Genomic DNA, 12,585 nt, shown 5'->3' with positions numbered 1-12,585 from the left:
TGACTACAGCCCGGCGACCTGGGGCAGCACCTCGGCGCCGATCCATTCGACGTGGTCGAGGTCGCTCTGGTCGAGCACCTGCAGGTACACCCGCGAGGCGCCCGCCTCGGCGAACGTGCCCAGCTTGTCGACGATCTCCGCGGCGGAGCCGGTGAGCCCGTTCTCGCGCAGCTCGGACAGCTCGCGCCCGATGGTGGCGGCACGCCGCGCGACGGTGACCTCGTCGTGGCCGCCGCACACGACCTGGGCGGCCGACTTGACGATCGACTGCGGATCGCGGCCCGCGGCCTCGGAGGCCGCGTCGATGCGCGCCCACACCGCCGCTGCCTCATCGACCGGCACGAACGGGGTGTTGTACTCGTCGGCGAACCGCGCGGCGAGGGCGGCGCTGCGCTTCTTGCCGGCGCCGCCGAGCACGATCGGCACGTGCTGCTGCGCCGGCTTGGGCAGCGCGGGGGAGTCGACCAGCGAGAAGTGCTCACCGCGGAAGGTGTAGGGGCCCTGCGACTCCCACAGTCCGGTCACGATCTCCAGGGTCTCCTCGAAGCGGGCGAAGCGTTCCTTCACATCGGGGAAGGGGATCGCGTACGCCGCGTGCTCCTCCTCGAACCAGCCCGCGCCGAGCCCCAACTCCACGCGCCCGCCCGACATCTCGTCCACCTGCGCCACCGAGATGGCCAGCGGCCCGGGGAACCGGAAGGTCGCGGAGGTGACCAACGTGCCGAGGCGGATGGTGGAGGTCTCGCGCCCGATCGCGCCGAGGGTGATCCAGGAATCGGTGGGGCCGGGGGCCCCGTCGACGTTCATCGCCACGTAGTGGTCCGAGCGGAAGAAGGCCCCGAATCCGGCGGCCTCGGCGGTCCGCGCGACGGCGAGCTGGTCGGCGTAGGTGGCCCCCTGCTGGGGTTCGACGAAGATGCGTAGCTCCATGAAGACCACTGTGCCACCACACCCCGGGGCGTGTGCGATCGAAGGCCTATCCGTCCACTACGAGCTGCTGCCAGTGGGCCAGTTCAGGCTGCTCCGCGAGGTCGGGGAACTCGATGTCGTCGGCGCCCGCATCGCGCCAGCGCTGGATCAGCGTCATCACCCGCACCGAGTCCAGGCCCAGGTCGAAGAGGTTGTCGTCGTCCGCGATCGACTGCGGGGGCACCTGCAGCAGCTCGGCGATGTCGGCGCGCACGCGCTCAGCGGTCAGGGTGGACATGTCGGACTCCGTCTCCTTAGGGGTAGTCTGCGAGCGATAAGGTAGGTAAGCCTACACTTTGAAATACGAGTTGCGTGTGCCGCCCCCGCGGCGGCCCGTCTGTGGGAGTGACCAATGAAGTGGAACGATTTCGTCCTGACCCTCACCACCACCTCGCAGGTCGCGGAGAACCTTCTGCGCCTCGAATTCGAGGTGGGCGGCGGCACCGCCGGGGGCTACGTCCCCATCGCGCCGGGGGACGAATCGATCGCCTTCTACTTCTCGCCCGACGGTGACGAGCTGCGCGCCCGCCCCTCGGACGACCCCGCGGCCCTCGGCGGCTGGGAGATCGGCGATCCCGAGCGCAGCACGGGGCATCGCAACTACTCGGTGCGCGCGTACGACCCCGGCACCCGGCGCATGCTCGTCGACGTGGCCGAGCACGGTCACGGGCCCGCGATCGACTGGTTCCGCGCCGCCCGCCCGGGCTGGCGACTCCTCGCCGCCGGGCCCCGCTCGTGGTACGACCCCGCGGCGGACGCGTCGCGGCACGTGCTCGCGGGCGACCTCGCGGCGCTGCCGGCCCTCGCTCGGATCCTCGAGGAGACCCCGGCCGGTATCGACGTCACCGTCATCGCCGAGGTCCTCGACCGCAGCGAGATCGCCTATCTCCCCGAGCGCCCCGGCACCGAGATCATCGAGGTGATCGGCACCGGTAACGGCGCCGCGCCCAGCCGCCTGCCGGAGGTGCTGCGCACCGTCGACCTGCCGACGGACGGCTACCTGTGGCTCGCCGGGGAGGCGGCCGACACGCGCGCGGCGAAGAAGCACGTGCGGGGCCTGGGCTGGGCGCGGGACCGCGCCGACGTGGTGGGGTACTGGCGCCACGATGCCGAGGCCTGGACCAAGCGCTTCGAGGCCGCGGGCGAGGAGCGGCTGCGCGCTGTCTTCGCCGAGGCGCTCGCGGCGGGTAAGTCGCGCGACGAGGCCACCGATCTGTACGAGCAGGCGCTCGAGGCCGCCGGCCTCTGACGCCGAGCCCCGAGGCCGAGCCCTGACGCCCGCCTCCGACGCCGGACGCGCGAGGGCTCCGGGAGCGATCGCTCCCGGAGCCCCCCGCGGATCGTCAGCCGGCGTTCTTGGCGGCCGTGCTGAGCAGCGGCAAGTAGCGCTCCAGCAGCCACGGCAGGTTCAGCACGTTCGGCGAGCTCACGGCGAACACCAGCGGCGGATCCGTCAGCGGCACATAGGACTTGCGCTGCGGCGCGGTGAGGCCGGTGAAGACCGGGTTCGATTCGGCCGACTGCTTCTTCGCCGCGTCCAGGTACCACGAGGTGAGTACCTGGGGGTTGTACTGCGGCACGTTCTCCCAGCTCACCGGCGCGGCGAACTTGCCCGGCGGGGTCTGCTCGCGCAGCGCCGCCAGCGACGGCAGCGGCGTGAAGCCCAGGCTCCCGAGCAACTGGGTGCGCGGATCTGTGTCGAAGTAGATGTTGAGGCCGTCCGTGGTGGTGGCGCTCGCAGCGGCGACGGTCTTGCCGGCGAACTCCGGGTGCGCGGCCTTGGCATCGGCGATCTGCTTGTCGGCGGTCGAGACCAGCGCGGCCGCCTCCTTGTCCTTGCCCAGGGCCTTACCGACGGTGGTGGTCTGGTCCTTCCAGGAGGTCTGCCACGTGCGGCCCGGGTACGCCACCGTCGGTGCGATCTTCGACAGGTTCGCGTACTGGTCCGCGGTGAGTCCCGACTGGACGGCCAGGATCACGTCGGGCTTGAGCGCGGCGATCTGTTCGAACGGGATCGACTGGCTCGACTCGGCCAGGAGGGTGGGCTTCGCGTCGCCCAGCTTGTCCTTGACCCACGGCACGACGCCGTCCTCGCAGCCGCAGTCGGACTTCATGTCCCGCATGCCGACGGGGATGACCCCCAGGGCGACGGCCGCCTCGGTGCTGCCCCACCCGAGGGTGACGACGCGCTCCGGCTTCCTGGTGATCTCGGTCGTGCCGAGCGCGGACTGGATGGACACGGGGTAGCCCGCCGTGTCCTGCGACGACGAGGAGCCGTCGGACGATCCGCCCGAGCCGCAGGCCGTGACCAGCATGGTCATGGCCGCGGTGGCGGCGAGCGCGATACGCGCTCGACGGAATCGAAGTGTCACAGGGTGTTCCTTTCCTCTGCCCGCAGGAGTGCGGAGTTCAATGTGCGGCCGATCGCGGCGATCGGTCCGGGCTGCGTCATGTCCTTGTGCTCGCAGTCCACGTCGTGGTTGTCGATGGTGCCGGTGAAGTACGGCCGCCACAGCGGGTACGTCGCCGACGTCGCGGGGTTGCGCGCCGCGGTGAAGAAGACGAGATCACCGTCCACCTCGGCCTGGTACGGCTCGGCCTCCAGGTTCACCGCGTTGGCGAAGTTGTCGATCATGGCGTTGGGCGTGACCTCGGTGATGCCGGCCAGTGCGCTGCCCTCCGATCGCAGCACGTCGATCACGGCCTGCCGGGTGATCCCCTTGTCCACCAGGGGCTGCGGGTCGTAGCCCACCATGTAGAGCAGCGCCCCGAGGGCGTCCTGCTCGGTGGGGACCGACGGCCAGGCGTCCGACGGGAAGGAGTCGAGCATCGCGACCACGCCGACCGGTTCCCCGGCGGCCTGCAGCTCCGCGGCGATGGCGTGGGCCACGACACCGCCGAGTGACCAGCCGACCAGGTGGTACGGCCCGTGCGGGGCGATCTCGCGCATCCGCTCGAGGTACTCGAGCGCCATCGCGCGGAGCGTCCCGGGCGGCCGTGAGCCGGTCGCCAGGTTCGACGCCTGGATGCCGTACAGCGGGAAGCGCTGGTCGAGGTGGCGCAGCAGCCCCGCGTAGCCCCAGCTGATCCCGCCCGCGGGGTGGAAGCAGAACACCGGCGCACCGTCGCCCGTGATGCGGAACGGCAGGACCGGGCCCAGCCCCGAGTCCTCCTCGCCCGCACCGGACTCCAGACGCGCCACCAGTTCGCCCACGGTCGGCGCCGCGAACAGCGTGGCGACGGTGGCGTTCACCTCGAACTCCGCGCCGATCTCCGTCATCAACCGGGCGGCCAGCAGGGAGTGCCCGCCGAGATCGAAGAAGTTGTCGTCGATGCCCACCGCGTCCAGCCCGAGCGTGCGCGCGACCATCGCGCACACGCGCTCCTCGCGCGGGGTTCGCGGCCCGCGGCCCGCGATCTTATGCGCGGAGGCCGGTTCCGGCAGGGACTTCAGATCCACCTTGCCGTTGGGCAGGCGCGGGAACTCGGGCAGCGGCACGAAGATCGCCGGCACCATGTACTGCGGCAGCCGGGAGCGGGCGCGCCGGGTCAGCGCGTCGGCGTCGAACGCCGCGCCCGCGACGCTGGTCACGTACGCGACGATCCGCTCGCCGAGCACCGCGACCGCGACGTCGGCCACCGATTCGTCGGCGCCGACCACGGTCTCGATCTCGCCGAGCTCGATGCGGAAACCGCGCACCTTGACCTGTGAATCGGCCCGTCCGGCGAAGTAGAGCTGCCCGTCTTCGCCCCACCACACGAGATCGGAGGTGCGGTACATCCGCCCGCCCGGCACGAACGGGTCGTCGAGGAAACGCTCGGCCGTCTGCTCGGGCCGGTTGCGGTAGCCCAGCGCCACCGACGGCCCACCCAGGTAGAGCTCGCCGACGGTGCCGGGCGGCACGGGACGCAGCTCCTCGTCGAGGACGTAGCCGCGCATGCCGGGGTCGGGCGGGCCGATGGGTACCGGGCCGGTGTGCTCGGGCGCGATCGTCGCGAGCGTCGCGTTGACGGTGCACTCGGTGGGGCCGTAGGCGTTGAACAGGCGCCGTCCCGGGGCGAACCGTGCGATGAGCGACGGGGTCAGCTTCTCGGCACCGAGCATGAGGTCGATGCCCGGTGCCAGGTCCGCATCGGGCGGGAAGGCCGCGGCGAAGGACGGCGGCACGCCGACGAAGTTCACCCGCTCGGCCTCGATCACCTCCAGCAGCGGCCGGCCGGGGATCCGGTCCTCCTCGCGCGCGACGACCAGCGTCCCGCCCGAGCACAGTCCCCACATCAGTTGCCAGAAGCCGAGATCGAAGCTGATCGACGAGAAGTGCAGCGCGCGGGTGTGCGGGCCCATGCCGATCACATCGCGCTGCAGCACCAGCAGATCGGCGATGCCGCGGTGCGCCACCTCCACGCCCTTCGGGCGCCCCGTCGAACCGGACGTGTAGATCAGGTACGCCAGGTCGTCGGGCGACGGTGCCTCCCGACGGAGGGATTCCACGCCGGCGTCACCCCCGGTCGCGGCCAGCGCACCGCCCGGCGCGAAGGCCGCCACGAACTCCGGCTCGCGGAGGATCACCTTCGGGGCGGCGTCGTCGATCATGTCGGCCAGCCGGTCCGCCGGGTAGCCGGGATCGAGGGGGACGTAGGCCGCCCCCGCCCGCAGCACCGCGACCACCGCGGCGATCATCTCGGCGCTGCGGGGCAGGGCGACGCCGACCACGTCCCCGCGGCCGATACCGAGCGCCACCAGGTGCGCGCCGAGGGCATCGGTCCAGGCGAGCACGTCGCCGTACGTGTAGCGCGCGCCCCCGCAGACCAGCGCCTCCGCGTCGGGATCGGTGCGGGCGATGGGGAGGAAGATTTCCGCGAACTCGCGGGCCGGCTCCTCGTGCGCGGTGTACGACCAGGTGCGCAGGTGGTCGCGTTCGGCGTCGGTGAGCAGGTCGGCCGCGCTGAGGGGCGCCGTGGGCGCGGCGGGCAGTGCGGTCAGCGCGAGGCGGAACCGCTCGGCCAGGCGCTGTGCGGTCGACGGGGCGAACAGCTCGGTGGAGTACTCGAGGTCGATCGCGATCCCCGCGCCGCCGTCGGCGTCGGGTGTCTCGACGCATCGGAACGACAGGTCGAACTTCGCGGTGCCGGTGCCCACGAGGTCGGTCGTCATGCTCGCCTCGGTCGGGCTCTCCGCCCAGTGCGAGAGCATCACCTGGAACAGCGGGTGCCGGCCGCTCGCGCGCGGAGGGTTCACGGCGTCGACGGCCGCGTCGAACGGGACACCCGCGTGCGCGAAGGCGCGGAGGTCGCGGTCCCGGACGTGGGCCAGCGCATCCTCGAAGGTCACCGCCGCGCCCAGGTCGGTGCGCAGCACCACGGTGTTGACGAAGCAGCCGATGAGCGGGTCCGTCGCGGGGTGATCGCGGCCGGCCACCGGCGTGCCCACGCAGAGGTCGTCGCCGGAACCGAAGCGGCGCAGCGTGACCGCGAGCGCGGCGTGCAGCGCCATGAACACGCTGGCGTCGGCCGCCTCGGCCACGGCCCGCAGCCGCCGGTGCTCCGCGGCCCCGAGCCGGGCCCGCACGACGGCACCCTCGCCGGTCGGGAGCGCGGGCCGCGGAAAGTCCGTGCGCCACGACGGCTCGGTGGGGGCGTCGACGAGGGCCTCGCGCCAGAAGGCGAGGCCGCGCTCGTCGCCGGAGCTGTCCCGCTGCCACAACGTCACGTCGCGGTAGGTGGGTGCGTCGGCCGGCCAGTCCGCGCGCGGCTCGCCCGCGAGCCGGGCGGCGTAGGCGCGCCCGAACTCCTCGGTGAACCGCTCGCGGGAGGACTCGTCGCCGATGATGTGGTGCATCGCGACCCCGATGCCCTCCGGGGCGGCGAAGGTGCGGACCGGCGGCGCGGTGGCGAGGTCGAAGCCGCTCGCCAGCGCCTCGGCGACAGCGGCGCGGACGTCGGGGACCGCGGTCGGCCGCGGCGACCAGGCGAGCACCTCCTGCACCGGCGCGCCGTCCCGCACCGGGAAGCGCGTGCGCAGGCTCTCCTGCCGCCGGGCGACGTCGGTGAGGGCCGCGAGCGCGGCGTCCACGTCGAGGGGGCGGCCGCCTGTGGGGCGCAGCACCAGGCCGAGGAGGTAGGCGTCCGCGCCCTCGAGCCGGGAGAGCAGCCACAGGCGCTCCTGTGCCGGAGAGAGCGGGGTGGGGCCCGCACCGGCGGCGCCCGCCGTCGGTCCGTCCGTCGCCCGCCCCGCCTGCGCGCCGTCGCCGGCGAGCGCGGCGAGGGCGCGCGGGGTGGGGCCGGCGAAGACGTCCGCCAGGCGCACGGCGGCGAGTCCGGGCAGCTCGGCGAGGCGGCGCACCAGGCGCACGGCGAGCAGGGAGTGCCCGCCGAGGGCGAAGAAGCCATCGTCCGGATCGACCGCGCCCACGCCGGTGACCTCGGCGAAGACCGCGCACACCTCGCCGACGAGTCCGGTGGCGCGCGGTCCCGGGCCGGCCGCCCCCGCGAAGGCGGGCGCGGGCAGGGCGCGCTTGTCGATCTTGCCGTTGACCGTCAGCGGGAACCGCGGCAGCGGGATCACCCGCGCGGGCACCATGTAGCCGGGGAGCCGGGCCGCGAGGTGGGCGAGCACCGCGTCCTCGGACCCGGCGCGCGCGAGGACGTAGGTGACGAGCCCGTCGTCGCCGCTGGGCAGCGCCGTGAGCACGGTGACGGCGCCCGCCACGTCGGGGTGGTCGATCGCCGCGGCGTCGATCTCCGCCGGTTCGATGCGGTGCCCGCGCACCTGCACCTGATCGTCGGTGCGGCCGATGTACTCGAGCAGTCCCGCGGGGGTGACCCGCGCCCGATCGCCGGTGCGATACATCCGGCCCTCCCCGAAGGGATCGGGGACGAACCGCTCCGCCGTCAGATCGGGGCGCCCGAGGTAACCCGCGGACAGGCCCGGGCCGGCGACGTAGAGCTCGCCGATCCATCCGGGCGGCATCGGATCCCGGTTCTCGTCGAGGACGTAGGCGCGCAGATCGGCGAGGGGCCGGCCGATGATCGACGCGGGGGAGTCGGTCTCGCGCAGCACGTGCTCGGTGACGTGCACCGTGGTCTCGGTGATGCCGTACATGTTCACCAGGGCGGGCCCGGTGCCGGTGACGTGATCACCGAACCGGTCGAACCACGGCCGCAGTCGCGCGGGCTCGAGCCGCTCGCCGCCGAAGACGATGTGCCGCAGCCTTTCCGCGGCGGCGTCGGACAGCTCGTGCTGCAGCGCGTAGAACGCGGCCGGCGTCTGGTTCAGCACGGTGACCCCGTGCCGCTCGATGATGTCCGCGACCCGGGCGGGATCGGTGACGTCCTCGCGCGTGGGCATCACGACCGCGCCGCCGTGCAGCAGCGCGCCCCACAGCTCCCACACCGCGAAGTCGAAGGCGTACGAGTGGAACATGATCCAACGGTCCGCCGGGCCGAAGCGCAGGGCGGTCGCGGTGAACAGGCGCAACACGTGTTGGTGGCCGATGGGCACGCCCTTAGGAGTGCCCGTGGACCCCGACGTGTAGATCACGTAGGCGGTGCCGTGCGGTACCCGCGCAGCGGCCGGCTTCGGGGGCAGTGCGTCGACGGCGCCGCCCGCGCCGATCACCGCGGTGGGACCGGCGTCGGCGACGATGAAGTCCGCGCGGGCGGAAGGCGTCCCGGGATCGACGGGCAGGTACGCGGCCCCCGCGCGGAGCACGCCGAGGATGGCCGTGGCCACCTCGGGGCCGCGGGGAACGGAGATCTGCACCAGATCGCCCGCCGCCACCCCGGCCTCGCGCAGCCGGTCGGCGAGCTCCTCGGACGCCTCGCGCAGTTCCGCGTAGGTGACGGCGGCGCCGTCGGGGGAGAGGACGGCGGGCGCGTCCGGCGTCTCCTCGGCCCGGGCGTCGAAGGCCTGCACCAGGGTCCGCTCGCCGGTGGCGGCCGCCCAGGCCCGCGCGTCGGCGGCCGTGAACCAGTCGATCGCCGCGGCGGGCGCGTCCGGTGCGGCGAAGAAGGCGGCCGTGAATGCCGCGAGCCGGTCGGCGTGCCCGGCGACCTCGTCGGCGGTGTGCACCGCCGGGTTTGCGGTGAGGTCGATCCGCAGGCGCGGGCCCGCGTCGGTCTGCAGCGATTCGACGGTGACCGAGACGTCGGCGATCGGACCAGCGGCGAGCACCTCAAAACCGGACGAGCCGCCGGGGATCGGGAGGTTGGAGGCGAAGGGCTTGATGTTGACCAGCACGCCGGGGCCGGTGCGATGGTGCTCGCCGGCGGCTATGGCGCGCAGCCCGCTCTCGGCGGCGGCGGCCAGCTCGGCCGGGGTCGTGTCCGGTTCGACGGCGAGCGGCAGCGCGGCGATCCACGCCGCCGAGAGCGGCGAGTTCATGGTCGCGGACGTCCGGCCCAGGACGGGAACCCCGACGCGCACCTCGGACGTGCCGTTCAGGCGCGCGGTGTACGCGGCGACGGCGGCGACGGTCCACGGTGCCCAGGGGGTGGGCATCGTCCCCACGTCGATGGTGCGTACGGCGTGCAGCGGCCCCGGCGCCGCGGGGGCCTCGCCCTCGGACCAGCGGGTCAGGGGGCGGACGGCGGGATCGGGCTCCGGCGCGTCGGCGGGCGCGGGCAACGACTGCGGGGTGATCAGCCGGGACGCGGGCGGTTCGACGCACTCCGCGAGGGCGGCGTAGATCCGGCCGATCCGCCGCCGGAGCAGGGCGTAGCCGTAGCCGTCCAGGATCAGGTGATGCGCCCAGAGGCACCAGCCGATCCGCGGGCCGTCCTGCTGTGCGATGCGCACGATCAGGGCGCCCACGGTCCGGTCGCGCGCCGGGTCGATCGAGCGGTGCGCCGTGCGCCGGAAGAGGCGGCGGGCGGCATCGGCGTCCGCGACGTCAGTCCGCTCGATCATCGGCGTGGCCTCGGGGTCGCTGATCCGGCGCGGTGCGCCGTTTTCCTCGACGAAGCGCACCGCCGCCAGCCCCGACTCCACGAGCGCCCGGCGGGTGGCCTCGGCCAGCAGGTCCGGATCGGCGTGATCGCCCAGGTAGGCGGCCTCGGCGGTGGTGTAGACCGAGGGATGCGCGGCCGCGTGGTGGCCCAGCCAGAGGTCGTGGGCGGCCGCGGTCAGGTTCGTCGACGGCGCGGCCCCGGTGTCGATCGTGGAAATGGTGACTCCCTGTGGTCCGATGGAATGAGCGCGGCTCCGTTGCTAAGCTTCGGTTAGGCTAACCGACATCGGGATGGTGCCCGATCGGCAGCGTGCTGGGCCATCGCTGTGGTGATTGACACAGTGGATTCCTTCCCCGTGACTGGACTCAGGTTGCATAGGTGTGCCTACCCTACCTAGAGGCGGCCGAGAAGAGAATGGAGACTCATGGCAGAGCAAAGGACCATCGTCGACGTCGTCGGCATCGGGGCGGGACCGTCGAACCTCGCGCTCGCCATCGCGATCGACGAGCGCAACCGTGCCGGTGGCCCGAGGATCTCCATGGAGATCCTCGAACGCAGGCCGACCTTCGCCTGGCATCCGGGCATGCTGCTCGACGGCGCCACCATGCAGGTCGCCTTCCTCAAAGATCTGGCCACGCTCCGCAATCCCCGCAGCCCGTTCAGCTTTCTGAGCTACCTGGAGGCGCGCGGGCGGTTGGTGGACTTCGTCAACCACCAGACCTTCTTCCCCACCCGCGCCGAGTTCACCGACTACCTGCGGTGGGTCGCGGGCAGCGTCGACGCCCGGATCGACTACGGCACCGAGGTGGTGGCGGTCGAACGGGCCGAGCAGGATGCGGCCGACGGCGCCCGATGGATCATCGACTACTCCGGTCCCGACGGGGCGGGGAGGCTGCGCGCCCGGACCGTCGTCGCCGCCACCGGCCTGCGGGAGCGACTCCCGGACTGGGCGGCCGAGGGGCCGCGCCTGTTCCACAACCACCGACTGCTCGAGCACCTCGGCGCGGCCGCCTTCGACCCGCAGGGGGAGCATCGATTCCTCGTGGTCGGCGGCGGCCAGAGCGCCGCCGAGGTCGTGCAGTACCTGCATCATGAATTCTCCTCCGCCGTCGTCGAATCGGTGTTCAACTCGTACGGTTTCCAGCCGGCCGATGACAGTCCCTTCGCCAATCGGGTCTTCGATCCCGACGCCGTCGACGACTTCTTCGGCGCTCCCGAGCGCGTGCGCTCGGAGCTGATGCAGCGGCACGCCACCACGAACTACGGCTGCGTGAACCTGGAGCTGATCAACGAGCTCTACGCCACCGAGTACCAGGAGAAGGTGACGGGGCGCCGGCGGCTGCGCTTCCGGCCGGCGACGAGCGTCCGGTCCGCGATCACCGCGGACGACGCGATCACCGTCGCCCTGCACGACCGGCTCACGGACGCCGAGAGCGTCGAGCGGTACACGGCCGTGGTGTGCGCCACCGGTTTCCGCTCCACCGGCATCTCCGAGGTGCTCTCCGGGTGGGGGCTGACCCCCGAGCGCACGTCGGTGGCCCGCGACTACCGCCTCCAGCTCGACGGTGCACCCGTGCCCGGCCTCTACATCCAGGGCGCGACCGAGGCGACCCACGGCCTCGGCTCCACCCTCCTCTCCAACGTCGCCGTCCGCGCGGGGGAGATCCTGGACGGCATCGAACGCGAGAGGTCCGACGCCGAACTCACCGTCACCGCCGCGAAGGGAGCATGATGCGCGTCGTCACTTTCGGATTCCAGACCTGGGGTCACCGCACGCTGTCCGCCGTCCTCGACGCCGGGCACGAGGTCGCCCTCGCGGTGACCCACCCCGTCTCGAACAACCCCTACGAGATGATGTGGAACGACTCCGTCGAGGAACTGGCCACCCGCCGCGGCGTGCCCGTTCACCTGGCCAAGAAGCCCGACGAGGCGCTCTACGAGGCCGTCACCGATGCGCAGCCCGACATCATCGTCGCCAACAACTGGCGCACCTGGCTGCCGAAATCGATCTACTCGATGCCGCGCCTCGGGACGCTGAACATCCACGACTCGCTGCTCCCGCGCTACGCCGGCTTCTCCCCGCTGATCTGGGCGCTGATCAACGGCGAGACGCACGTGGGCGTCACCGCGCACCTCATGGACGAGGGCCTCGACACCGGGCCGATCATCGCCCAGGAGTCCGTCGCGGTGGGCCCGGCCGACCGCACCGTCGACCTGTTCCACCGCACCGTCGACCTGATCGGCCCGCTGGTCTCCCGCGCGCTGGGCGAGCTGGAAGCCGGGACGGCGCAGCCGATCCCGCAGGATCCCGCCGCCGCGACGTACTTCCACAAGCGCTCCGATGCCGACAGCCGGATCGACTGGTCCTGGCCGGCCGACGCGATCGAGCGCCTCATCCGCGCGCAGTCCGACCCGTACCCGAACGCCCACACCGTCTTCCGAGGCGAGCGGCTCGCGATCACCGCGGCCTCGGTATCCGACAAGCGCTACGGCGGCACGCCCGGTCGCGTCTGCGTGCCCGACGGTGACGGCATCGCCGTCGTCGCCGGTCCCGACGCGTGGCGCGGCGGCAACCCGGCTCTCATCGTCGAGCGCGTCCGCACCGCGGACGGCTCCGAGCACCCCGCGGCGAAGATCCTCGGGGATTCCGGGGCGTATCTCGGCTGA

At 72.7% G+C, this 12,585-nt stretch carries 7 protein-coding genes; 3 read left to right on the top strand and 4 right to left on the bottom strand.

The window, feature by feature from the left end:
• Positions 1-3: 3 nt before the first annotated feature.
• Together FK529_RS00765 and FK529_RS00760 are read right to left on the bottom strand one after the other, a co-directional pair.
• The gene (locus tag FK529_RS00765) at positions 4-930 is read right to left on the bottom strand and encodes an LLM class F420-dependent oxidoreductase (protein ID WP_146558634.1); all 927 of its coding nucleotides are present in this window, start codon (positions 928-930) and stop codon (positions 4-6) included.
• Between the two features lie 46 nt (positions 931-976).
• The gene (locus FK529_RS00760) at positions 977-1,207 is read right to left on the bottom strand and encodes a phosphopantetheine-binding protein (protein WP_146558632.1); all 231 of its coding nucleotides are present in this window, start codon (positions 1,205-1,207) and stop codon (positions 977-979) included.
• A 114-nt stretch (positions 1,208-1,321) separates the two neighbouring features.
• Here FK529_RS00760 and FK529_RS00755 point away from each other — a divergent pair, with 114 nt between their 5' ends.
• Positions 1,322-2,218, top strand: a complete 897-nt coding sequence (locus FK529_RS00755; protein WP_146558630.1) for a siderophore-interacting protein — start codon at positions 1,322-1,324, stop codon at positions 2,216-2,218.
• Positions 2,219-2,312: 94 nt separating this feature from the next.
• Here FK529_RS00755 and FK529_RS00750 read toward each other — a convergent pair whose 3' ends face one another.
• Together FK529_RS00750 and FK529_RS00745 are read right to left on the bottom strand one after the other, a co-directional pair.
• Positions 2,313-3,341 carry an iron-siderophore ABC transporter substrate-binding protein gene (locus tag FK529_RS00750; RefSeq protein WP_231702861.1) on the bottom strand — a complete coding sequence of 343 codons (1,029 nt, stop codon included), beginning with the start codon at positions 3,339-3,341 and terminating at the stop codon, positions 2,313-2,315.
• Positions 3,338-9,958, bottom strand: coding sequence for a non-ribosomal peptide synthetase (locus tag FK529_RS00745; RefSeq protein ID WP_231702860.1), 6,621 nt, complete (start codon positions 9,956-9,958; stop codon positions 3,338-3,340). Before FK529_RS00745 ends, FK529_RS00750 begins: the two co-directional genes overlap by 4 nt.
• Before the next feature lie 384 nt (positions 9,959-10,342).
• Here FK529_RS00745 and FK529_RS00740 point away from each other — a divergent pair, with 384 nt between their 5' ends.
• Complete coding sequence (locus FK529_RS00740; protein ID WP_146558626.1) at positions 10,343-11,650, top strand: lysine N(6)-hydroxylase/L-ornithine N(5)-oxygenase family protein; 1,308 nt, start codon at positions 10,343-10,345, stop codon at positions 11,648-11,650.
• The gene (locus tag FK529_RS00735; protein ID WP_146558623.1) at positions 11,650-12,585 is read left to right on the top strand and encodes a methionyl-tRNA formyltransferase; all 936 of its coding nucleotides are present in this window, start codon (positions 11,650-11,652) and stop codon (positions 12,583-12,585) included. Before FK529_RS00740 ends, FK529_RS00735 begins: the two co-directional genes overlap by 1 nt.

Source organism: Tsukamurella asaccharolytica, from assembly GCF_007858435.1.
Classification (GTDB): domain Bacteria; phylum Actinomycetota; class Actinomycetes; order Mycobacteriales; family Mycobacteriaceae; genus Tsukamurella; species Tsukamurella asaccharolytica.
The sequence above is the reverse complement of the archived record's forward strand: the minus strand, read 5'-3'. Positions and strand labels throughout refer to the sequence as shown.